Consider the following 22167-nt stretch of genomic DNA (forward strand, 5'->3'; position numbering starts at 1 on the left):
TTACTCCGTGCCCCGGCGGGCCATCCCCCCTAAAATACCCGCCATTCCCCGATTCACCCCCGCACCGCCCGAGGCGCCTCTTACATGTCTGCAACCGCAACCCCTGCCAGCCTCGCGCCGGATCATCACGCGCAGTTTCTCGAACTGCTGGACACCAGCCTGGCGCAGAATGCCTTTATCAAGCTGGTGCTGGCCAAGCACGTGGGAACCGAGGCGGACCTGCAGCGGATCATCATCAAGCAAGTGACGGTCAAGGAGCAGGCGTGCCTGTCCTTCGTCTACCGCTACAAGACCCGCGACATTACCAAGAACCTCCCCCTCGCCGAGGGCGTGGCGCTGATCGCCGGGCTGCTGCCGGCGTCGTTCAAGAACGCCCACCTGCTGTCGCTCACCGATGAGGTGCAGCTCGAATACAGCAAGAAAGGCAAAAGCTCGCTGTTCAAGGGCAAGGCCCAGCAGCAGCGCGAGGTGCCGTCGGCCGAGCACAACCGCGAGAAGAACCGCTACCTGGAGCTGAGCCGGCCGTTCCTCACCGACCTGGGCGTCACCAACAAGCAGCACGAGCTGATCCCGGCGATGTCGCGCAAGTGGAAGCAGATCAACAAGTTCATCGAGGTGTTCAGCCATGCGCTGAGTACTTCGCCGATCGATCTGCAGCAGCCGGTGCGGGTGGCGGACTTCGGCTCCGGCAAGGGCTACCTGACCTTCGCCATCCACGACTACCTGTGCAACACCTTGCAGGCCCAAGGGCAGGTGACCGGCGTGGAGCTGCGCGAAGACATGGTGACCCTGTGCAATGCCGCCGCGGCGCGCCTTGCGCATCGGGGCCTGGAATTCAAATGCGGCGATGTGCGCAGCGTGGCGCCGAGCGAGCTGGACGTGATGATCGCCCTGCATGCCTGCGATATCGCCACCGACTACGCGATCCACACCGGGATTCGTTCCGGCGCGTCGATCATCATGTGCTCGCCGTGCTGTCACAAGCAGATCCGCCCGCAGATGCAGAGCCCGGCGCTGCTCAAGCCGATGCTGCAATACGGCCTGCACCTGGGACAGCAGGCGGAGATGGTCACCGACAGCCTGCGCGCGCTGTTCCTCGAAGCCTGTGGCTACGAGACCAAGGTCTTCGAGTTCATCTCCCTGGAACACACCAACAAGAACAAGATGATCCTCGCGGTCAAGCGCGCCGAGCCCCAGGACCCGAGCCAGCTGCTGGCGAAGATCGGCGAGCTCAAGGCCTTCTACCACATCAGCGAGCACTGCCTGGAAACCCTGCTGCGGGCCGACGGCTACCTCGCCTGAACCCCCACGGCCCCTGTAGCCGCTGCCGCAGGCTGCGATCGGCACCGCAGGGGCCGCAAACCAGGCGACGCGGTGAGTCTGATGAGGCCGGGATACCGCTCTGAACGCGGCCTGAACCTGGCGGCAGCGGCTACAGGGCGCGCGCTGGCGCTGCTTGCCGCACTGCCGTCTTGCGCCCCAGCATCACGGTGAGGATCACGCCCACGGCGAACAGCCAGGTGACCGGCTCCACCTGCTCGCCGAAGAACAGCGCCGAGAAGGCGATGGTGAAGAAGATTTGCAACAGCTGGATCTGGCTGACCCGGGCGATGCCGCCCATGGCCAGCCCGGCGTACCAGGCGAAGAAACCGATGAACTGCGAAAACAGCGCCACATAGCCGAAGGCCCACCAGGTCTTCGCCGAGACTGCGCCCTGATGCTGTGCCGCCAGGTACCACACCGGGCCGATCAACAGCGGTGTCGACAGCACCAGTGCCCAGCAGATCACCTGCCAGCCGCCCATTTCCCGGGCCAGCCGGCCGCCTTCGGCATAACCCAGGCCGCCGACCGCAATCGCCCCGAGCATCAGCAGGTCGCCGGCCTGGATACTGCCGGCGCCGCTGATCAGCGCATAACCCAACACCAGCGCACTGCCCAGCGCGGCGCAGCCCCAGAAGGCCCTGGACGGCCGCTCATGGGACAGCCACGCGGCATAGAGCGCCACGCACAAGGGTTGCAGGCCGTTGACCAGCGCGCCGTGGGACGCCGGCAGGGTCTGCATGGCCCAGGCCGACAGCACCGGAAAGCCCAGGATCACCCCGGCGATCACCAGGGAGAGACCCCTGAGCTGCTGCCAGGTCGGCCACCGTTCCCGGCGCCAGAGCAGCAGGATCGCCGCCGGAATCGCCGCGAACAGCGCCCGTCCCAGGCCGTTGAGCAGCGGATGCAGTTCCTGCACCACGATGCGGGTGAAGGGCAGGGTCAGGCTGAAAATAACCACGCCGAGCAGGCCCAGGGCCATGCCGGTATTTTCACGGGAAGACATGATGGCGACCGTTTTCTTATAGGAAGGACAGGGGCATTCATCTAGCCATAAACCCTGCGCAGCGCCCTGTTACAGCTGTACGCAGAGTTGTCCGTACAGTTCGCCGGGCGCGCTTTTTTGTAGGAGCGAGGCTTGCCCGCGATCCAGGCAACGCGGATTGCCAGACCCGCCGCGTCATCGTTCATCGCGGGCAAGCCTCGCTCCTACAGAAGCATTGGGGGCGTAGTACCGGGTTATTACCCGGCATCGCCGATAAGGACTACCTTGAACACTCCTGTTTTCCCTTGAAGAGGAGTTGTTCCATGGCCGCGAAAAAGATCCTCATGCTGGTCGGCGACTACGTCGAAGACTATGAAGTGATGGTGCCGTTCCAGGCGCTGCTGATGGTCGGCCACACCGTGCATGCGGTGTGCCCCGACAAACAGGCCGGGCAGACCGTGCGCACGGCGATCCACGACTTCGAGGGCGACCAGACCTACAGCGAAAAACCGGGCCATCAGTTCGCCCTGAACTTCGATTTCGCCAAGGTCGAGGCCGCCGATTACGACGCGCTGCTGATCCCTGGCGGGCGCGCTCCGGAGTATCTGCGGCTGAACCAGAAAGTGCTGCAACTGGTGCAGGCCTTCGACCAGGCCGGCAAGCCGATCGCCGCGGTCTGCCATGGTGCGCAACTGCTGGCCGCGGCGGGCATTCTCGAAGGCCGCGAGTGCAGCGCCTACCCGGCCTGTGCGCCGGAGGTGCGCCTGGCTGGCGGGACCTACATCGATATCCCCGTGACGGACAGCCATGTCCAAGGCAATCTGGCGACGGCCCCGGCCTGGCCGGCGCATCCGAGCTGGCTGGCCGGTTTCCTCGGCCTGCTGGGCACCCGAATCACCTTGTAAACGAGTGCCGGGACGGCGCCGTGTTCCTGGCGGGACAGTGGCGCCGTCTGCCACCTTCCACTGCGGAGCGCCCGATATGTGCGAGCTCTACGTCAAAGCCGATCCGATCCTCTACGAGTCCCGTTCGCGCTCGCTGCGTATCTGCGGGGTGGTCACCACCCTGCGCCTGGAAAACCAGTTCTGGGACATTCTCAGCGAGATCGCCGAGGTCGACGGCATGACCACCAACCAGCTGATCGCCAAGCTCTATGAGGAGGTGATGGATTACCGCGGCGAGGTGGTGAATTTCGCTTCCTTCCTGCGGGTCAGCTGCACCCGCTACCTGAGCCAGCGCCGCAGCGCTACGCCGGAGCTGAGCGTGGTGCGCCGCACCACCAAGACCTGAACCGCCCCGTAGCCGCTGCCGAGCCCTGGCGAGGCTGCGATCGCCTGCATAGCAGGCGCCACCACACTTCAGGCATATCGCGGTTTTACGGGGCTACATCGGAATGCCGCCCCAGTCGATCGCAGCCTCGCTGGAGCGACAGGTGAAGGCATGGACGTGTCGGAGGGTGGCGGCCGTGCGCAGGTGTGGAAGACCGGACTGAAGAACCGGCGTACCCAAGGGGTACCCCACGCACGGCCGCCATAACACGGGTCACCAGCATCGAGCGTCGCTGGTGTTCGGATTGAGACGGATTGCATGTTCTTCAGGTCCGGACTTCCACATCCGGGCCGCTGATTCGCAGCGGCCGAGGGAGACTGCCTGAACGCTTTGAGGGGCACAAGATGCTCAAAGGCGCTGGAGCTTCTCTCGGAAACGCCCTACAAAACAAAGCGAAATTTCCTGGTTTTCCAACAAGCTGTCGCTGACAAAAAACGGTAGTCGCCAGCCCTGCGGTGGTGATGCGGGCGATCGCGAGCAAGCTTCGCTCCTACAGGCCTGCGCTGATCGCGGATGGTGTAGGAGCCAGGCTTGCCGGCGATGCGGTGTGCCTGACGGACCGCTATCGCAGGCAATCGAGCGTCGACCAGCCGCTCCTACAGAGGCTTGGGCAGGAAACGCCGGTTCAGAAGAACCGTGTCACGCTGATCTTGGCGTTACGCCCCAGGCTGGAGGCGTTTTCGCCGCTCAGGGGCGGGCGGTAATCGCGGTTGAACATGTTGTCCAGGGTGAAGTTGACCTCGGTGCCCTTGAGGTACGGCTGCTGCGGCTTCCAGTTGGCGAACAGGCCCTGCACGTTGTAGCGGTCGTTCTCGTACTGGTCCCAGTAGGCGTCGCCCGCGGCGCTGGCCGGGCCGCCCGGGTACTTGTCGCTCGGTACGCGGTCGGTCTGGCGCACCCACTGGCCCTGCCAGCCCACTTGCGCGTCCCACTGCGGAATCTTCACCCCCAGGGTGGCGACCCATTTGCGCGGCGGGATATCCCGCGCCCAGACGTCCGGCCCCCAAGGGTTGGTGTAGGCGCCCTCATGCTTGCCGGTGATCCAGGAGTAGGACAGCGAGCCGAACAGGTAGGTCGAATCGTAGAAGCTCTCGACTTCGAAGCCCTTGATGGTCAGATCGCCGATGTTGCGGTAGACCCCGATGGTCGGCTGGTTGCAGACCTGGCCGATGCTCTTGCCGCCGCTCAGTTGCTCGGGGCAGCCGATCCCCAGGTTCTTCATGATTTCGTCCTTGATCTCGTTGCGGAACACCGTGGTACGGATCTGCACGCTGTCGGCCTGGGTCAGGACGTCGGAGAAGCTGGTGATGTTGCCGGCGCGCAATGCGGTGATGCGTTCCGGGTCGAGGTCGCGGCTGGTGGCCGAGCGGGTGGTGCCGGGGGCCTGGACTTCGTACTGCTCGTCGATCACCGGCGCGCGCCAGGTCTTGCTGTAGTCGGCGAACAGGGCGAATTGCGGGGTGACCGTCCAGAACGCCGACAGTCGCGGCGACCAGCCGGTGTAGGTCTTGTCGCCGTAATCGTGGCCGACCACCGGGTCCGGGCTGTTGTACAGCGGCGCATCGTTCTTCTGCCCGCGGTTGCGCACGTGGTCGTAGCGCAGGGACGGGGTCAGGGTGAAATTGCCCAGGGTGATCGCGTCCTGGATGTAGAAGGCGTTGTTGTCGACCTTGCCGTGGGGCATGAAGCCGGGTTGGTAATGCCCGTAGTTGTACTTGGCCACCTCATAGGTCTTGCCCGGCATCCACATGTCGACTTCGCGGCTGTGCTTGCGGATCTGGATGCCCTGGGTCAGGGCATGTTCCAGCGGGCCGGTGCTGAAGCGGCTGGTGTTTTTCAGCGCGAGAATCTTGTCCTCGTAGCCCACGGTGATCTTGCGGCCACCGGAGGCGGGCTGGGCGAAGGCGTTCGGGCCGCGCTCGTCGGTCTGGTCGGTCTTGGAGTCGGAGTACTTGGCCTCGAAGTCGATCCACGGGTTGTCCAGCGGCGTGTACTGGTACTTGGCCTGCCAGGTGGTGTCGACGGTATTGCGCTGGGCCAGGAAACGCCGGGTGGCGCCCTCGTAGCCGTACTTGTCGATGTCGTTCCGGGTCGGCGGCGTCGGGTAGCTCTTGGCCGAGAAGGGCGCCCATATATCGCTGTTGGAACGCATGTAGCTCAAGCCCAGGCGATGCTCGTCGGTCAGTTGCATGTTCAGCTTGAACAGCTCGCCATCCAGGTCCTGGGCGGTGTTGGGCAGGCGCTTGGGGTTGATCGGGTAGGCGTTGCGCGGGTCCGGCTGGGCGCTGGCCAGCTTCATGTCGTCGCCGTCGCGCTTGGTCCAGTAGGCCAGCGCGTCGAAACGCCGGTCCTCGGTGCGGCCGTAGACCGCGCCGGTATAGGCCTGCTCATGGCTGTTGCTGCTGTAGCCGTACTTGAGCATGGCGCCGCTGTCGCGACCTTCCTGCAGCAGGTCCGGGGCGTCCTTGGTCTCCATGTGCACAGTGCCGCCGAAACCGCCGTTGCCGGTCTCGGGGGAATGCGGGCCCTTTTCCACTTCGATGCGCTTGATCAGTTCCGGCTCGATGAAGATCGAGCCCTGCTGGTAGCGTTCGAAGCCGCTCTTGGTCGCGCCGTCGACGCTCATCGGCACGTCTTCGGCATCGCCCAGGCCCCAGATGTTGATGGTCTGGCCGCCGGGCTTGAGCGAGCCGCCGAGGCTGACGCCGGGCAGGGTGGCGATCAGGCTGGGAATGTTGGTGGCCTGGTGGCGGTCGATCTCGGCCTGGTTCAGGGTCGAGCGGCCGACCGTGGCGGAGTCCACTTCCAGGCCGCTGCCGATGACGCTCATGGCCCCCAGTTGCAGTGCCGAGCTGCGGGTGCTGCTGTTTTCCACGGGGCGCACCACGTAAGTCTGGTCGACCTTGACCAGGCTGAATTCGCTGCCGGCCAGCAACCGCTGGATCGCCGCCTCGGCGCTGAAGTCGCCCTTGAGCGCCGGGGCCTTTACCTCGCGCAGCAACTCTTCGTCGAACAGCAACTGGATCTTCGCCTGCTGCGCCACCTGGCTCAGCGAGGCCGCCAGCGGCTGGGCGGGCAGGGCGAAGGCGATCGATTCGGCCTGGGCCTGGCCCTGCAGGCTGACCGCCAGGCAGGCGGCGAGCAGGGTCGGACGCGAACAGATGAACTGCAAGTGATAAGGCGCGCGAAACATGAAATCCCCCGGGGTGGCTGAAAGGCCAGAAAGGTGTGCGTAAACAACGCAGGCCGGAGGAAGACGCGTCAGTAAAATAAAACCTCATATGCGAATGCAAAATATTCGCATATGAGTGTCAGCGGCGGGCCTCGATGCGCACGCGGCCATCGGCCAGGGGCACGGTCTGTACCGGGATCAGCGCCGGCAGGGCCTTGATCAGGGCATCCGGGTCCTGGACGTCGAGGTTGCCCGAGACCTTGAAACTGCCCAGCGCGCCGTCGGCCAGCAGCACCGGCTGGCGGCGGTAGAGGTTCAACTCGTCGACCAGGCTGGCCAGGTCGCGATTGCGAAAGGCCAGGTGGCCGCTGCGCCAGTCGGCCACCTCGGCGACGTTCAGCGCCTGTTCGCGCAGGGTGCCGCTGGCGTAGTCATAAATGCCTTGCTGGCGGGCGCCGAGCAGCAACGAATCGGCTTTCTGCCCGTCGGGGGTGAAGCTCACCCGGCCATGGGCGACGCTGACCACCAGCTGTTTCTGGCCGCGCCGCACGTCGAAGCCGGTGCCGACCACCCGCACGCTGGCGGCACCGGCATGCACCCACAGCGGCCGTTCCTTGTCGGCGGCCACTTCCAGGTACAGCTGGCCCCGGTCCAGGTAGAGGTTGCGCTGGTGGGCGCTGAAGTCGATGCGCAGGTCGGTGTTGGCATTCACGTACAGGGTGCTGCCGTCGGGCAGGTCGAAGCGGCGCATGCCCTGCTCCTGTGCGGCGATGGTTTGCCAGTGCAGGGCTGGCGGGGCGCCCAGCTCGATGGCCAGCAGCGCACAGACCAGCGCGGCGGCAACCGCCAGGGCCGGGCGCCAGCGCGATTGCTTGCGCTGCGGCAGCGGCGTCGGCCGGTCCAGCGTTTGCAGCTCGGCCAGGTCCGCCCACAGGCGTTCGAACTCGGCGTAGGCCCGGGCATGGGCCGGTTCGCTCGACCAGGCCTGGAAGGCCTCGCGGTTGGCCTGGCTGCGGTCGTCGCGGTTGCGGGTGAACCACTGCGCGGCCTGGGCGTCGAGGCTGTCGCCGGGCCGATCGGTGTCGCTATGACGGGTCATTGCGCTTGCTCCTTGCCGTGTTCCCGTTCCAGGCGCTGCTTGCAGTGCAGCAGGGCAAAGGCGATGTGTTTTTCCACCATGCTCAGGGAGATGCCCATGCGTTCGGCGATCTGCGCCTGGCTCAGGCCTTCGAAGCGATGCAGCATAAGGGCTTCGCGGCGTCGCGGCGAGAGTTCGGCGAGCGCTGCCTTCAATTGTTCCAGGCGTTGCAGGCGCAGGGCCGCCGGCAGTGGCTCGTGGTGTTCGTCGGCCAGCGGTTCGGACTCCGCGGCATGGGGTTCGTGGTGCACCTTGTGCCTGACCTTCTGCCGGCGCCAGTGATCGCGCAGCAGGTTGCGCGCCATCTGGAACAGAAAGGCGCGGGGTTGTTCGACCTTGGCCCGGTCGCGGTAATCGAGCCATTGGGTGAAGACGTCCTGGGTCATGTCCGCCGCATCGCTGGCGTTGTCCGTGCGTTTACGCAGGTAATGCAGGATGTCCGCATAGAACCCGCGGACGGGGTCCGCCGAGGTGGGATCGGGCTTGAAGCGAGACATGAAAATCCTTCGCGAGGGCTGCCGGGCAGAAAGGTCGCGAATGATATCGAGAATTATTACTATTTGTCTGCATGAGTTTCGTGTCCTGAACCGGATGCGGTTTTCCCGGTCTGATGCGGCGTGCCTCAGCAACACACCCCAAACGCTGGTAATCCGGCAAAGACAGGCTTTAATCCGAAATGCATTCGCATGTTTGGATACTCAGGAGCAACACCATGGCTGGATGGTATGAATTGAGCAAAAGCAGTGACGGTCAGTTCCGTTTCGTGCTCAAGGCTGGTAACGCTGAAACCATTTTGACGAGTGAGCTGTACACCTCCCGCAGCGCCGCCGAAAACGGCATCGCTTCGGTGCAGGCCAATAGCCCCAACGAAGCCCGCTACGCCAAGGAAGTGGCGAAGGACGGCAAGCCGTATTTCAACCTCAAGGCGGCGAACCATCAGGTCATCGGCAATAGCCAGCGCTATTCGTCCGAGGCGGCGCGGGATGCAGGCATCGTCAGTGTGCAGACCAACGGTCCGACCACCACCATCAAGGACAAGACCGTCTGATTTTCCATTCCTGAAACAAAAGAGCCCGACAGGACAACCTGTCGGGCTTTTTGTTGGGCGCTGCTTTTGTGGGCGCGTTGTGCCTGATGCACCGCTATCGCGAGCAATCGAGCGTCGACCGGCCGCTCCTACAGGGGGGCGGCGGTGTCCCGGCTTCTGTAGGAGCCAGGCTTGTCGGCGATGAGGCCCGCAAGATCGCCCCTACAGCGAAAGCCCGATCAACGCACTGCGTGCAGCATGGCCTGCAACTGATTGCGCCGCGCTTCGTCCAGCGGGAACACCGGCAGGCGCGGGTCGCCGACTGGCAGCCCGGTCAGGTTCAGCCCGGCCTTGATGGTGGTCGGCAGGCCGCCCTTGAGGATGAAGTCGAGGATCGGCAACTGGCGGTAGAACAGCTCGCGGGCGCGCTCCAGGTCGTTGTCCTGCACCGCCTGGTAGAGGTCCAGGTTGAGCTGCGGGATCAGGTTCGCGGCGGCGGTGCACCAGCCCTTGGCGCCGGCGGCGAAAGCCTCCAGGGCCAGCGGGTTGCAACCGTTGTAGAACGGCACCCGGCCTTCGCCCAGCAGTTGCAGCTTGTGCATGCGCTGGATGTCGCCGGTGCTCTCCTTGACCATGGTCACGTTTTCCACGGCGTTGAAGATCCGCAGGATCAGCTCCACCGACATGTCGGTGCCGCTGGTGGCCGGGTTGTTGTAGAGCATGATCGGCACGCCGACGCTGTCGCCGATGGCGCGGTAGTGGGCGAGGATCTCGGCTTCGCTGAGCTTCCAGTAGGACGTGGGCAGGACCATCACCACGTCGGCCCCCTTGGCTTCGGCGAAACGTGCGCGACGCACGGCCTTGGCGGTGGTCAGGTCGGACACGCTGACGATGGTCGGCACGCGCTTGGCGATGTGGCGGATGCTGAACTCGCTGACCTGGTCCCACTCGGCGTCGCTCAGGTAGGCGCCTTCGCCGGTGCTGCCCAGGGGCGCGATGGCATGCACGCCGCTGTCGATCAGGCGGTCGATGGAACGGCCCAGGGTGTCCAGGTCCAGTTGCTCGCCGTTGGCGGTGAACGGGGTGATGGTGTAGCCGATGATGCCGTGAATGCTTGCGTTCGACATGGCGACGCTCCTTTGACGAATGAGGTTAGTTCAGGCAATCGGCGTGTTGCTTGAGGTTCTGCCGAGCGTAGTAGTTGAAGGCGGCGGCGTGGCGCTTGGGCTTGGAGATCCAGTCGTGGGCGTCGCGACCGAGTTCCGGCAGGATCGGCTTGATGGTGCCGGCGGCCATGGCCAGCAATTGCAGCTTGGCGGCGCGCTCGATCAACTGGGCGATCACGCAGGCTTCCTCGATGCTGGCGCCGGTGGACAGCTGGCCGTGGTGCGACAGCAGGATGGCGCGCTTGTCGCCCAGGGCACCGGCGATGATCTCGCCTTCTTCGTTGCCCACCGGCACGCCCGGCCAGGCCTCGAGAAAGGCGCAGTCTTCATACAGCGGGCAGAGGTCCATGTGGGAGATTTCCAGCGGTACTTCGATCATCGACAGCGCGGCGACGTGGGTCGGGTGCGTGTGGATGATGCAGTTCACGTCGGGGCGGGCGCGGTAGACCCAGCTGTGGAAACGGTTGGCCGGGTTGGGCATGCCATGGCCTTCGAGGACCTCCAGGTCTTCGTTGACCAGCAGCAGGTTGCCCGCGGTGATTTCGTCGAAACCCAGGCCCAGTTGCTGGGTGTAGTAGGTGCCCGGCTGCGGGCCGCGGGCGGTGATCTGCCCGGCCAGGCCCGAGTCATGGCCGTTCTCGAACAGGATGCGGCAGGTGAGGGCCAGCTTTTGCCGGTCGGTCCACGTATTATCCGCCAGCGTGTTTTGCATCTGGGTCAAGGCTTGCTTGATCAGTTGGTCTTTGGGTAATGCTAGTGTCTTGGCCATATCGGTGTCCCTTGGTCGTTTCAGACGGACGTCGGATTTGCCAGCCCCCGCTGCTCGCAAGGTCGTTGGGTGAAAGCAAATGACACTAAAGAGGCTATATGACACTTTGTGTCATTGGCAAGGACAAATCGTCGCCTCCTTGATGGGTTAACTGTTCTAAATGTCTATCCGTTTGAAATTATTGAGAAAAAAACTTGGCGTGACGCTCGAGGCGCTGGCCGAGAAATCCGGCATGACCAAGAGTTATCTGTCGAAAGTCGAGCGTGGCTTGAACACGCCGTCGATCGCTGCGGCGCTGAAACTGGCCAAGGCGCTGAACGTGAAGGTCGAGGAGCTGTTCGCCGAAGACCACGTCAGCCTCGACAGCTACAGCCTGGTGCGCAGCGATGAACGCCAGTCGCTGGCGGCCAACGACCAGGCGCCGGGTTATGCGGTGCTGGCGCATCAGGTCAGCGAGCGCAACCTGTTGCCGTTCATCATCTATCCGCCCCGCGAGTTCACCGACAAGAGCTTCAAGGAACACCTCGGGGAGGAGTTCCTGTTTGTCCACGAAGGGCAGGTGGAAGTGGATTTCATGAACGAGCGGGTCATCCTCAACCGCGGCGACGCGCTGCACTTCAACGCGCAAAAGCCCCACCGCCTGCGCTCGGTAGGCGATGTCCAGGCGCAGTTGCTGGTGGTGGTGCACAGCGGCGAAGACTGAGCCGGCAATGGTAGGAGCGAAGCTCGCTCGCGATGGCGCCAGCCCGGACAGACCGCGGCGCCTGGATCGCGGGCAAGCCTCGCTCCCACGGATTGCGGTTTTTTACGCCATTGGCGCCGAACCGCTGTCCTGTAGCCGCTGCCGAGCGCAGCGAGGCTGCGATCGGCTGCGAAGCGGCCGTAAGATTTTCCTGGCCCACCGCATGCTCAGGTTTGGCGAGGACTACGTCCTCGATCGCAGCCTCGCTGCGCTCGGCAGCGGCTACAGGTGGTGTGTCAGCTACGCAATCTGCTCGCCCACGATGGCGTCCGCCCGCAGATCTCAGCGCTCGACCGGCACCGACAGCTCCGGCTTGCCCAGGGCATGGCTCTTGGCGTCGAAGAAGCGCAGCGTGGTCGCCACTCCCTCGAACAGCTTGGCGTAATGGCGCTTCTGGTGCTGGATGAAGGCTTTGCTGCGTGGGTAGATCGAGATCGCCAGCGCCTTGGGCGCCGCCAGGCGAATGGCCTCGACCAGGTGGCTGTCCTGGGGTCCCAGGTTGTGGCCGAAGATGCACAGCGCATCGCCATGGCCCAGCAGCTGCTGGTAGCAGAACGACAGGTAATCGCTGCCGCGGATGGTCTTGAGCTTGTCCGCCACCGGGCCTTCGTTGACGAACAGCGGCACGTCGTCGAGGGTCTTCAGGGTGTTGTTGATGGCGAAATTGCCCAGCAGGGTGCCTTCGGTGGCGTTCAGCTTGCGCGCAGTGCCGTCCTGGTTGCGCACCAGGTGCAGGCCGCCGTGCAGGTACAGCACCCGCGTGCGTTCGCTGCTGCTGCGGCTGATGTCGAAGCTCGGGTCGTCGCCCCGGAACAGGTCGTCCAGGCCCTCGGCGTCGTGCTGGATCGCCCAGTAGTTGAGCAGGTCGTAGTTGCTGGTGAACACCGTGCGGTAACGGCGCAGTTCCTGGTTGATCTGCGACAGAGCCGCCGGCTGCACCAGGCGCCACGGAATGTGCACCGCGTGCACGGTATTGATCAGCGCTTCCTTGATCGCGTAATAGCGGTTGCGGGGTGCCGCGGAGCTGACGGCCAGGGCCTTGTTGACCCGGCTGGTGGTCTTCAGCGCGCCCAGCACCTGCTCGAAACTCTGGGTTTGCAGGGCGTCGAACACGCTCAGTTCGGAGGGGCTCAGGGGCTTTTCCTCGACGCTGCGGGCGTTCTCGAACAGCGAGTCGTAGGCGAAGTCTTCCCATACCGCGCGGCTGGCGCCATTGCCGATCAGCAGGCCGGCGATCGGCGTGCCGGCGCGCAAGGCGTTCCAGTCTTCAAGGTCGGTATCAAATTCCTGGAAATCCATCATCGCGGTTCGTCGTCTCAAGGCAGAAGGTGTACAGGGCGCCGACTTTATCACGACCGACCCTTGAGCCAGATCAACAACATTCGTGATCCATGGGTCGATCCTGTGCGTATTTGCCGGATCGGCGTGGCCGATTCGGCGTCAGCCTGGAGGACGCGCCATGAGCAGCACTTTTTTCATTCCCGCCGTGAACATCATGGGTATCGATTGCCTCGACGAGGCCATGGTCGCGATTCGCAACTACGGTTTTCGCAAGGCGCTGATTGTCACCGATGCCGGCCTGGCCCAGGCCGGAGTGGCTGGCATGATCGCCGAGAAGCTGGCGATGCAGGACATCGACTCGGTGACATTCGACGGCGCCAAGCCCAACCCGAGCATCGATAACGTCGAGAAAGGCCTGGCGCAATTGCAGCACAGCGCCTGCGACTTCGTGATTTCCCTCGGTGGCGGTTCGCCCCATGACTGCGCCAAGGGCATCGCCCTGTGCGCCACCAATGGCGGGCATATCAGCGACTACGAAGGCGTCGACCGCTCGGCCAAGCCGCAACTGCCGCTGATCGCCATCAACACCACCGCCGGCACCGCCAGCGAGATGACCCGCTTCTGCATCATCACCGACGAGAAGCGCCACGTGAAAATGGCCATCGTCGACCGTAACGTCACGCCGTTGCTGTCGGTCAACGACCCGGCGCTGATGGTCGCCATGCCCAAGGGCCTGACCGCCGCCACCGGCATGGACGCGCTGACCCATGCGATCGAGGCCTACGTGTCCACCGCGGCCAACCCGATCACCGATGCCTGCGCGCTGAAAGCCGTGACCATGATCAGCCAGAACCTGCGCCAGGCGGTGCGCGATGGCCACGACTTGCATGCCCGGGAAAACATGGCCTACGCGCAGTTCCTCGCCGGCATGGCCTTCAACAATGCCTCGCTGGGTTTCGTGCACGCTATGGCGCACCAGCTGGGCGGCTTTTACGACCTGCCCCACGGCGTGTGCAACGCGGTGCTGCTGCCCCATGTGCAGAGCTTCAATGCAACGGTCTGCGCCCCGCGCCTGACCGACGTGGCCCACGCCATGGGCGCGGACATCCGCGGCTTCAGCCCGGAGGAAGGGGCGCAAGCGGCCATCAGCGCCATTCGCGGCCTGGCCCGGGACGTGGAGATCCCCAGCGGCTTGCGCGACCTGGGGGCCAAACTGACGGACATCCCGGTATTGGCCGCCAACGCCCTGAAAGACGCCTGCGGCCTGACCAACCCGCGCGCCGCCGACCAGCGCCAGATCGAAGAGATCTTCCGCAACGCATTCTGAAAACGCAGCGCGATTCCCTGTAGGAGCGAAGCTTGCTCGCGATGTTCGGCATTGTTGGAACATCGCCAGGCGGCGTCGATGGGGGGCGCTCGCGATCCCACTCACTCCAACCGGGGCTGGCGTTCGTCTTACCATCCGGCAGGCGGCAAGCGCCGGGTATGGAAAATCCGCAGTATCTGCAGGCGTCCCTGACGTACGCGGTAGGGGATCAGGTAAGGACGATTGGGGACCACCCACTCTCGGGTACCGGGCAGGCGACCTTCGCGCCCACTGGCAGGAAAATGGGCCAGGTGTTGAATACTGCTCAGGATGGCTGTGACGAATTCCGCGGCGGCCTGAGGACTGTCTTGTGCAATGTAGGCGGCTTCGTCATCGAGGTTCTTGAGGGCGGTACGCAGCCACTCAACGTGCATTGCCAGTCCATTTGTTGAGTACGCCATCCAGCTCTTCGGCGCTGACGAAGTCGCCTGCTTCTGCTTCAGTCAGGGCTTTCTGAATCTCGTCGATTTGCCAGGCTTCACGGGCCAGATATTCTCTCAGGGCATCCACAGCGAGGAATGACTTGCTGCGGCCTGTCGCCTTGGCCAAGTGAGCCAGGGTATCGGCAACATCATCGGGCAGGCGCAAGGACATGACGGACATGGTGATCTCGATGTAGTGGTTTGTAATACAACATACTACATCGCCAATCGGGGCTCGCCGCCAGAGCCATTCGTCCAGTGCGAGCGCTGCTTTGATTCAAGACGCTTCAGGACCTTCCTCTTACAAGGACTTTGCATGCTCACCGGCCTCAACCACCTGACCCTCGCCGTCACCGACCTGGACCGCAGCCTGGGGTTCTATCACGACCTGCTGGGCCTGCGCCTGGACGCCCGCTGGGACGGCGGCGCCTATCTGTCGCTGCCGGGCCTGTGGTTGTGCCTGTCGCTGGACCCGTCGCGCCGCCCGGCGGAAGTGCCGGACTATACCCATTACGCCTTCAGCATCGAGGCCGGGGATTTCGTGGCATTCGTCCAGCGCCTGCGCGCCGCGGGCGTGCGGGAATGGCGCGACAACCGCAGCGAAGGCGCCTCGTTCTACTTTCTCGATCCGGACGGGCATCAGCTGGAGGCCCATGTCGGCGACCTGGCGTCGCGTTTGCGCGCCTGCCGGCGGCAGCCGTATGCCGGAATGCGGATCTTTACCGACGAATGACCGGCCGCTGCCGTTTCGAGACGACTGGCTGTCGCTGTGACGACCATCGTGGGGTGGTGCGCAGGCGCGCAAGCCGGCAGAATCCTGCGATCGAAACCGCGCCATCCCAGGCGCTTCGGAGTGTGGCATGACTTCTTCGCTGTTACTGGCCGTCCTCGCCTCGGGCTTTATCTACGGCATCACCCCCGGTCCCGGCGTGCTGGCGGTGTTCGGCATCGGCGCGGCCCGTGGGCGGCGGGCCGGGGCCGGCTTTCTTTGCGGCCACTTGTTGGGCGATGTGGTGTGGTGCAGCACCGCGCTGATCGCCATTGTCGGCGCGCGGGAGATCGGCAGCAGTGCCTTCGACGTGCTCGGCGTGCTCAGTGGCCTGTACCTGTTCTGGCTCGGCCTGCGGGCGATCCGCAGCCGTCGCGGCAGTGGCGAGCAGGCCCCCCAGGGCGCGGCGCGCCAGCCGTTCTGGCACGGCATCCTGTTCGGCCTGACCAATCCCAAGGCCTACCCGGTGGCCGTGGCGACCTTCACCGCGCTGCTGTCCAGCCGCGCCGAACTGCTCGAGTGGTCGATGCTGCCGGGGCTGATCTTCCTCAGTTTCCTCGGCGGCGTCGGCGCATACGCTATTCTGATTGGCATCGTCGGGGCGCGGCAGGTGCGGACCCTGTATCAGCGTCATGAACTGACGATCACCCGGATCTGCGGCGTGATGTTCATCGGCTTTGCCATCAACGCCCTGTTGCACGCGGTGCCGGGGTTGCTGGCGAACAAGGCGTAACGACTGGCCGCACGGTCGCGACAGTCACGGAGCAGCGGCGCCACGCCGCTGCCAGAACCCAGGGATTGATACTCGGCGCTTCATTTGCACAGGCAGTGTCGTTCCCTGATGGCAACCAAGAAATCCGCTCCCCTGGCCAGTTTCATCGACCTTCTGCTGGACGCCGTCTGCGCGGTGGACGTCGACGGCCGTTTCGTCTTCGTCAGCGCCGCCTGCGAGCGGATTTTCGGCTACACGCCCGATGAGCTGGTCGGCCGGCGCATGATCGAGCTGGTGCACCCGGCGGATCGTGCGCGCACCTTGCAGGCCGCGGACCGGATCATGGCCGGCGAGCCCATGCCCAACTTCGAGAACCGCTACCTGCGCAAGGACGGGCAGGTGGCGCATATCCTCTGGTCGGCGCGCTGGTCCGAGGTCGACCAGCTGCGCATCGCCGTGGCGCGCGACATCACTGAACGCAAGCAGGCCGAGTCGCGGCAGGCGGCGCTCTACGCGATCTCGGAGGCGGCGCATGCCGCCGAGGACCTGCTCGCGCTGTTTCGCCGCGTGCACCAGATCATCGGTGAATGGCTGCCGGCGCTGAATTTCTCGGTGGCGCTGTACGACGAGCAATGCCAGGCGCTGAGTTTTCCCTACCACATCGACGACCACGAGCGTTGCCCGGAGCAACCGGGAACGATGGTCGGCAATCTGTGCGCCGAGGTGATCCGCAGCGGCCAGCCCTTGCTGCTGACCCCCGACTCTCCCGGGCCTTTGCCGGATGACCTGGCCGCGCGGCATTCGCCCTGCTGGCTGGGTGTCCCGCTGAATGCGCAGAAGGGCACCATCGGTGCGCTGATCGTCAAGAGCGCGCCGGGGGACGAGCGCTACACCGAACAGGACAAGGAGCTGCTGCAATACGTCTGCGCCCAGCTCGCCACGGCCATCGAGCGCAAGCAACTGCACGCACGCCTGCAATACATGGCCCAGTACGACCAGCTCACCCAGTTGCCCAACCGCGAGTTGCTGCGCGAGCGCCTGCGCGGCGCCCTGGCCCGTGCCCGTCGCGAGTCCGGGCGCATGGCCCTGCTCTATGTCGACCTGGACCGCTTCAAGCAGGTCAACGACACCTTCGGCCATGCCGTGGGCGACATGTTGCTGCAGGCCGTGGCCAACCGGCTAAAGGCTTGCGTGCGCGAGAGCGACACGGTGGCGCGGATCGGCGGCGACGAGTTCGTGGTGCTGCTGGGCAGCATCCAGCAGGCCGCGGACGCTTCCCTGGTCGCCGACAAGATTCACCAGCAACTCAACCAGCCGCTGCGCCTGGACGGCCATCAACTGAGCATTCTGCCGAGCATCGGCATCGGCCTGTTTCCCGAACATGGCCACGATGAAAAACAGTTGTTCAAGCATGCCGACGAGGCCATGTACGTCGCCAAGCGTGCCCAGCGCAGCCCGTCCCGCGCCTGACGGAACCCGGGCCCGGACGCGGCGCGGGTAACCGTTCGTCGCGGCCCCTGCAACTTTTTCAAACCTTCGAGGGCCTGAAAACTCTCAAGTCCTGTGCAGGCGCTCGCGCCGTCACCTCAACAAAGGAGGCCGATACCATGAGCTTCATGGCCACCCGTTTGTCCCGCAGCTGTTTCGCGCTGTTGCTCGGCTTGAGCGCCGGCGCCGCTTTCGCCCAGTCCCCCGCGGAGTTCATCGAGGATGCCTCGACCCAGGGCATGGCCGACATCGAGGCCAGCCGCCTGGCCCATCAGAAAACCTCTTCCAAGGCGGTCAAGGACTACACCATCGTGGTCATCAACGACCGCACCACCGCCAACCAGCACCTGGCGAAAATCGCCAAGAAACTCGACCTGCCCGTCGCGCCCCGGGAGCAATTGATCAGCAAGTCCAAGGCGTTGATCCCCGAGGTGCCGGAAGGCGAGGCCTTCGACGCCGCCTACGCCGAGAGCCAGGTCAAGGCCACCGAGGCCGCCATCGAGCAGATCCAGCAGCAGGCGGAAGTCACCGAGGTCCCCGAGCTCAAGGCCTTTGCCGAAGAGACCCTGCCGAAACTGCAGAACCATCTGCAGATGGCCAAGGCCCTCAAGGCCGGCCGGGTCCCGGACCAGTTGGACGGTTGACGCACCTGCCGGCTGGTCGGGCGTTCACGGTCGTGCCGATACCTGCGCCGCCGTGACTCGCCCCGCCGGGTTCAACCGGGATGCGAGGCCTGCCGGTCTGCGTCCACTTGCGCATCGAGGCCCAGGGGCTCGTCCTCGCCCATCTTCTTGTACTCCTGGCGCAGCTTTTCCAACTGCTTGATATCCAGCTCGTCGAGGCTCAGCAAGGCGTTGTGCGCCTCCTTGGTGGCGCGCAGCAGTTCGTCGATCTTCAGGTGCAGCATGTCGTTATCGCGGTTCTGGGTGTTCTGGATCAGGAACACCATCAGGAAGGTGATGATGGTGGTCGAGGTGTTGATGATCAGCTGCCACGTATCGTTGAAGTGAAAGATCGGCCCGGTCATGCCCCAGAGCACAATCAACGCCACGGCGGTGAGAAAGGTCCGTGGGCTGCCCGCCCAGATCGATAGCTTCTGCGAGAACTTGGAAAATTTCATGGAGGTTTCCCTTGTGCGGCTGCGCTTGAAATTCTGACAGCGGCGGTTGCGGGAAAATTCTCTTTCTTTGCCAAGGGGGCAGGGCTTGGGCCCTGGCCCCGGAGGAGAAGCCGGTCGAGTCAGGGCGCTCCCGCTTCCGTCACTGTCACCTCGATCTCCCGCTGGAAATACCCCAGTACCTGGCACTCGGTGTCGACCAGCATGAAGCTGATCCCGAAGGTTTCGACGCCGGGGGTGAGGTGGGTAAAGCGCCAGAAGTGATCGTCGGCCGTGCCGGCGATGGGCTGGTCGAGGTTTTCCAGGTCGAGGGTCGGGATGTTCTGCGCAGGCTTGACCTGCAGTTCCGGTGGCGACAGAACGTCGTTGCCGGTGAGAGCGATGCGGTAGATCAGCACGCTGTGTTCGGCGCGCAGGGCGATGGTCCGGCCGCGCAAATGAAAGGCCTGACCGATGCTGGCCCTGAGGTTCCAGGCCTCGTCACCGGCCTGGGGCTGGTGGACGCCGCCGAGGGTGAAAATGAAGCCCGGCTCGATGGCGGTGGGGGTGTCCGCTGCCGGGCTCGGTTGCGGGTAGCGGGCGAGCAGGCTTTCGGCATCGACGATGAGCAGCAGGTGGGCCACCGCGGTGTCAGGAGCTGAAGTGTCGGTAGACATCACGTTTTCCTTGCATGATGTTGACGAGCAGCGATCGCTCCGGTGTGAGCGAGACGTCCTGTTTGCGCCGGAACAGTCGCATGAAAGGTTGGCCCCTTGTCGCCAAGGGGCCGCTTGCATCAGTTGCTAATGGTGATGAACGGATCCCACGAGCAACAGGCGACGATCTGGCAGCTGCGATCCACGATCAGGAAGTTGAAGTGGTAGGTGACGCTGCCGCAGGCCAGGGTTTCCGAAGACCAGTAGTAGTTATCCACTTTCTGGCAACTGGGCACCGAAGGGTTGCTGGTGTTGGGCACCGCCACGCAGGCAACGGCCTTGCGCGGAGTGGGGGTGGAGATCAGGTCGTTGCCCTGGCCACCGACGAACTTGTAGAACACCACTGCGGTTTCGAAACTCTGCGAGAGGCTGGTTTCGCGCCAGCGGATGAGGTCGCCGACCTGGGCCTTGAGGTTGAGTTCACCACCGGCCTGGCCGCTGACGACGTTGTTCTGGTTGGTCACCATATAGACGTGATTGACGTCGATAAGCGTCGGCGCGGCTGGGTTCTTGCTGACGTTCGGGTAGTTTTTCAGGATGGTTTCAGTGTCGATCGAAACGAGAATATCCGTGACTCGAGACATGATGAAGCTCCTTTTCAATAAGTGTCTGGCGCGTGCCAGAGACAACAACGTTGGGATGCCTTGCGGCCGTTGTACGTGCGCACTTCTTCATGGAACCCGTCTGTCACGGATACGAGCTGGCCTGGCTCCCTGCCTACTGTCTGACGGCCCGGGTTCCTTCCAACAGGCCGCGTCTGGACTATAGATGGGGGCCGAGGGCTGTCAAAAACACCAGTCATCAGCGAGACGAACGGTCGGGATCGCCGCCTTTTGCGATCGATCGGCGATAAGAAACAGCCCATCAAGTGCGGATTGAAACTGATCGCGGAACGCGCGTTCGCCGGTGACGGATACATCGCTTCACACACCCTCACAGAAATTTTCTGGAGCGCTCTGGCGCCCGGATTTACCGTGGTTCGACGGGGGCGGCACAGGGACCGCGGACCGACTCAGGAGCGAACAGGATGTCCAGCATTGCCCAGTCCCGCAGGGTGGCTCTCTATCATCAGGCGCAGGCGCTTTTTTTCTCGGCCATTTCCCAGCGATGCTGGCATTTTGACGAAAGCCTGGCGGCGTACTGCACGGGGGTGGCGAGCAGCAGTCTGAACCTGCTGTTCGTCAAGCAGGCAGGGCCGGACCTGGCGGCGGGGCTGGTGGCCGGCATCGACTTTCTCGAACGCGCGGGGTCGCCCTTTTGCGTGGTGGTGCACGACGAGCTGCTGGCACCGGTCCGCGACCTGCTGGTCGAGCGGCGCTGGTCGCAAGGCGAGCGGACCACGGCGATGGTGCTCGACCTGAGCGCTCATGCCAGGCCGATGCCGAGGTGGACGGATGTCGATATCCGCCGTACCGACGAGCACCTGGAGGACTGGGCCGGTCCCGTGGAAAGCGCCTTCGAGGCGGGCGAGGCGGGGGCGGGGCAATACCTGGCCCGGCACCGGGCGGCACAGGACAGGGGTCAGCCCCTGGTGCATTTCACCCTGTATGCGCAGTCGCGGCCGGTCAGTTCGTTGACCCTGTCGCTGGCGGCGGAGGTGGCGCGGCTGGATGACATCGGCACCCGTCCCGAATGCCAGGGCCGAGGCTACGCCAGTGCCCTGATTCAGCACGCTCTGGCTCATGCGCAGGACCAGGGGGCAGGCCTGTGCGTGCTGGAGGCCTCGGCGCAGGGGCTGTCGATCTATCGCAAGGCGGGCTTCAGCCCCTTGTTCGGGTACACGACCTTTTACCGCGAGTGAGCAGAAGGCTACGGACGCCGGTCAATGCGCCGCGTTCTGCCGGAACTGTCGTGGGCTGACGCCGGTCAGGGCCTTGAACTGGCGGCTGAAGGCGCTGTGGTCGGTGTAGCCGCATTGCAGGGCGACGTCGGTGATCGGCAGTTCGCCCAGCAGCAGGCGCGAGGCGTGTTCCAGGCGCACCTTGTGGATCATCTGCCGCGGGGTGAGGTGGAAGATGCGTTTGCAGTAGCGTTCCAACTGGGCGATGGACAGGTCGGCGATATGGGTCAGGTCGCCGAGGCGGATGGCTTCGTTGTAGTGCTCGCGGATATGCCGGTCCACGGCGGCCAGGCGTTCGTAGGCCGGGTGGGCATCGCGGGCGGCCTGCAGGTCGAGGGAGATGCCGGCCATGCCGATGATGCGCCCGTCGCGTCCATGCAGCGGCAGCTTGTGGGTCAGGCACCAGCCGGGTTCGCGGCTGCCGTACAGGTGCAGCTCCAGCTGGCCCTTGATGGTGATGCCCTGGCGCAGCACGCGCTGGTCCTGCTCGGTGTAGACCGGGCCGAGCACGGCGGGGAATACCTCGGCCGAGGTCTTGCCCAGCAGCGGCGCGACATTCTTGTAGCCGCAGCGCTGGGCCAGGGTCAGGTTGGCGGTGAGGTAGCGGGCCTGCAGGTCCTTGATGAAGAACACCGCGTTGGACAGGGTGTCGAGCAGCGGGAGCACCAGGGCCATGCTGTCCAGGAGGGCATGGATGTCCTCGGGCGGCTGGCTGGCGATGGCGGCGGGCAGGCGGTGCAGTTGAGCGGTATCGATCATCGAGGGCTGCTCTTGTCATGGCGCAGGGTGGGCCCTGCGACCTTGGTTTTATGCGCTCGTCCTTGATCCG

24 protein-coding genes are annotated in these 22167 nt (G+C 64.4%); 11 read left to right on the forward strand and 13 right to left on the reverse strand.

Going from position 1 to position 22167, the window contains the following annotated elements; translation table 11 throughout:
• The first annotated feature begins 84 nt into the window (after positions 1 to 84).
• The gene (locus TO66_RS06890) at positions 85 to 1302 is read left to right on the forward strand and encodes an SAM-dependent methyltransferase (protein ID WP_044461627.1); all 1218 of its coding nucleotides are present in this window, start codon (positions 85 to 87) and stop codon (positions 1300 to 1302) included.
• A 130-nt stretch (positions 1303 to 1432) separates the two neighbouring features.
• Here TO66_RS06890 and TO66_RS06895 read toward each other — a convergent pair whose 3' ends face one another.
• Entirely contained in the window at positions 1433 to 2326 is an 894-nt protein-coding gene (locus TO66_RS06895; RefSeq protein WP_044461628.1) for a DMT family transporter, read from the reverse strand.
• 302 nt (positions 2327 to 2628) lie between these two features.
• Between TO66_RS06895 and TO66_RS06900 the strand changes: the two genes are divergently transcribed.
• Both TO66_RS06900 and TO66_RS06905 read left to right on the forward strand, forming a co-directional pair.
• Positions 2629 to 3210: a DJ-1/PfpI family protein gene (locus TO66_RS06900; protein WP_044461629.1), complete on the forward strand. Its 582-nt coding sequence runs from the start codon at positions 2629 to 2631 to the stop codon at positions 3208 to 3210.
• A 76-nt stretch (positions 3211 to 3286) separates the two neighbouring features.
• Entirely contained in the window at positions 3287 to 3595 is a 309-nt protein-coding gene (locus tag TO66_RS06905; protein WP_044461630.1) for a ribbon-helix-helix domain-containing protein, read from the forward strand.
• Positions 3596 to 4259: 664 nt separating this feature from the next.
• Here the strand turns inward: TO66_RS06905 and TO66_RS06910 are convergent.
• The 3 genes from TO66_RS06910 to TO66_RS06920 all read right to left on the reverse strand — a co-directional run bounded on the left by TO66_RS06910 (position 4260) and on the right by TO66_RS06920 (position 8441).
• Positions 4260 to 6827, reverse strand: coding sequence for a TonB-dependent receptor (locus TO66_RS06910; RefSeq protein ID WP_044461631.1), 2568 nt, complete (start codon positions 6825 to 6827; stop codon positions 4260 to 4262).
• A gap of 118 nt (positions 6828 to 6945) precedes the next feature.
• Positions 6946 to 7905, reverse strand: coding sequence for a FecR domain-containing protein (locus TO66_RS06915; protein WP_044461632.1), 960 nt, complete (start codon positions 7903 to 7905; stop codon positions 6946 to 6948).
• Positions 7902 to 8441 carry an RNA polymerase sigma factor gene (locus tag TO66_RS06920; RefSeq protein WP_044461633.1) on the reverse strand — a complete coding sequence of 180 codons (540 nt, stop codon included), beginning with the start codon at positions 8439 to 8441 and terminating at the stop codon, positions 7902 to 7904. Before TO66_RS06920 ends, TO66_RS06915 begins: the two co-directional genes overlap by 4 nt.
• A gap of 215 nt (positions 8442 to 8656) precedes the next feature.
• Between TO66_RS06920 and TO66_RS06925 the strand changes: the two genes are divergently transcribed.
• Positions 8657 to 8992, forward strand: coding sequence for a YegP family protein (locus TO66_RS06925; protein WP_044461634.1), 336 nt, complete (start codon positions 8657 to 8659; stop codon positions 8990 to 8992).
• Between the two features lie 218 nt (positions 8993 to 9210).
• Here TO66_RS06925 and TO66_RS06930 read toward each other — a convergent pair whose 3' ends face one another.
• Both TO66_RS06930 and TO66_RS06935 read right to left on the reverse strand, forming a co-directional pair.
• Entirely contained in the window at positions 9211 to 10098 is an 888-nt protein-coding gene (locus tag TO66_RS06930; protein ID WP_044461635.1) for a dihydrodipicolinate synthase family protein, read from the reverse strand.
• Positions 10099 to 10123: 25 nt separating this feature from the next.
• Positions 10124 to 10906 (reverse strand): aldolase, encoded by a 783-nt coding sequence (locus TO66_RS06935; protein WP_044461636.1) that lies wholly within the window; start codon positions 10904 to 10906, stop codon positions 10124 to 10126.
• A 160-nt stretch (positions 10907 to 11066) separates the two neighbouring features.
• On the opposite strand from TO66_RS06935, the gene TO66_RS06940 reads away from it, so the two are divergent.
• Entirely contained in the window at positions 11067 to 11609 is a 543-nt protein-coding gene (locus TO66_RS06940; RefSeq protein WP_044461637.1) for a helix-turn-helix domain-containing protein, read from the forward strand.
• 321 nt (positions 11610 to 11930) lie between these two features.
• Here the strand turns inward: TO66_RS06940 and TO66_RS06945 are convergent, their stop codons facing one another.
• Entirely contained in the window at positions 11931 to 12950 is a 1020-nt protein-coding gene (locus TO66_RS06945) for a DUF4917 family protein (RefSeq protein WP_044461638.1), read from the reverse strand.
• A gap of 157 nt (positions 12951 to 13107) precedes the next feature.
• Between TO66_RS06945 and yiaY the strand changes: the two genes are divergently transcribed.
• The gene (gene yiaY / locus TO66_RS06950) at positions 13108 to 14256 is read left to right on the forward strand and encodes an L-threonine dehydrogenase (RefSeq protein WP_044461639.1); all 1149 of its coding nucleotides are present in this window, start codon (positions 13108 to 13110) and stop codon (positions 14254 to 14256) included.
• A gap of 128 nt (positions 14257 to 14384) precedes the next feature.
• On the opposite strand, the gene TO66_RS06955 is transcribed toward yiaY, so the two are convergent.
• Both TO66_RS06955 and TO66_RS06960 read right to left on the reverse strand, forming a co-directional pair.
• Positions 14385 to 14669 carry a type II toxin-antitoxin system RelE/ParE family toxin gene (locus tag TO66_RS06955; protein WP_044461640.1) on the reverse strand — a complete coding sequence of 95 codons (285 nt, stop codon included), beginning with the start codon at positions 14667 to 14669 and terminating at the stop codon, positions 14385 to 14387.
• Positions 14659 to 14898: a CopG family ribbon-helix-helix protein gene (locus tag TO66_RS06960; protein WP_044461641.1), complete on the reverse strand. Its 240-nt coding sequence runs from the start codon at positions 14896 to 14898 to the stop codon at positions 14659 to 14661. The genes TO66_RS06955 and TO66_RS06960 overlap by 11 nt, the downstream gene beginning before the upstream one ends.
• A 135-nt stretch (positions 14899 to 15033) precedes the next feature.
• On the opposite strand from TO66_RS06960, the gene fos reads away from it, so the two are divergent.
• The 4 genes from fos (at position 15034) to TO66_RS06980 (ending at position 18330) form a co-directional block, all read left to right on the forward strand.
• The gene (gene fos, locus TO66_RS06965) at positions 15034 to 15450 is read left to right on the forward strand and encodes a fosfomycin resistance glutathione transferase (protein ID WP_044461642.1); all 417 of its coding nucleotides are present in this window, start codon (positions 15034 to 15036) and stop codon (positions 15448 to 15450) included.
• A 127-nt stretch (positions 15451 to 15577) separates the two neighbouring features.
• The gene (locus TO66_RS06970; protein ID WP_044461643.1) at positions 15578 to 16219 is read left to right on the forward strand and encodes a LysE family translocator; all 642 of its coding nucleotides are present in this window, start codon (positions 15578 to 15580) and stop codon (positions 16217 to 16219) included.
• Positions 16220 to 16327: 108 nt separating this feature from the next.
• A complete protein-coding gene (locus TO66_RS06975) occupies positions 16328 to 17668 on the forward strand; it encodes a sensor domain-containing diguanylate cyclase (RefSeq protein WP_044461644.1) in 1341 nt (446 codons plus the stop codon).
• 137 nt (positions 17669 to 17805) lie between these two features.
• Complete coding sequence (locus TO66_RS06980; RefSeq protein ID WP_044461645.1) at positions 17806 to 18330, forward strand: DUF4142 domain-containing protein; 525 nt, start codon at positions 17806 to 17808, stop codon at positions 18328 to 18330.
• A 71-nt stretch (positions 18331 to 18401) separates the two neighbouring features.
• On the opposite strand, the gene TO66_RS06985 is transcribed toward TO66_RS06980, so the two are convergent.
• The 3 genes from TO66_RS06985 to TO66_RS06995 all read right to left on the reverse strand — a co-directional run bounded on the left by TO66_RS06985 (position 18402) and on the right by TO66_RS06995 (position 20082).
• Complete coding sequence (locus TO66_RS06985) at positions 18402 to 18806, reverse strand: low affinity iron permease family protein (protein ID WP_044461646.1); 405 nt, start codon at positions 18804 to 18806, stop codon at positions 18402 to 18404.
• Between the two features lie 119 nt (positions 18807 to 18925).
• Positions 18926 to 19459 (reverse strand): AidA/PixA family protein, encoded by a 534-nt coding sequence (locus TO66_RS06990; RefSeq protein WP_044461647.1) that lies wholly within the window; start codon positions 19457 to 19459, stop codon positions 18926 to 18928.
• A gap of 119 nt (positions 19460 to 19578) precedes the next feature.
• Positions 19579 to 20082 (reverse strand): inclusion body family protein, encoded by a 504-nt coding sequence (locus tag TO66_RS06995; RefSeq protein WP_044461648.1) that lies wholly within the window; start codon positions 20080 to 20082, stop codon positions 19579 to 19581.
• 443 nt (positions 20083 to 20525) lie between these two features.
• Between TO66_RS06995 and TO66_RS07000 the strand changes: the two genes are divergently transcribed.
• Complete coding sequence (locus TO66_RS07000) at positions 20526 to 21299, forward strand: GNAT family N-acetyltransferase (RefSeq protein ID WP_044461649.1); 774 nt, start codon at positions 20526 to 20528, stop codon at positions 21297 to 21299.
• 21 nt (positions 21300 to 21320) lie between these two features.
• Here the strand turns inward: TO66_RS07000 and TO66_RS07005 are convergent, their stop codons facing one another.
• Complete coding sequence (locus TO66_RS07005; RefSeq protein ID WP_044461650.1) at positions 21321 to 22097, reverse strand: AraC family transcriptional regulator; 777 nt, start codon at positions 22095 to 22097, stop codon at positions 21321 to 21323.
• Positions 22098 to 22167: the final 70 nt, after the last annotated feature.

Origin of the sequence: Pseudomonas sp. MRSN 12121, assembly GCF_000931465.1 — a bacterium.
Lineage (GTDB): Bacteria > Pseudomonadota > Gammaproteobacteria > Pseudomonadales > Pseudomonadaceae > Aquipseudomonas.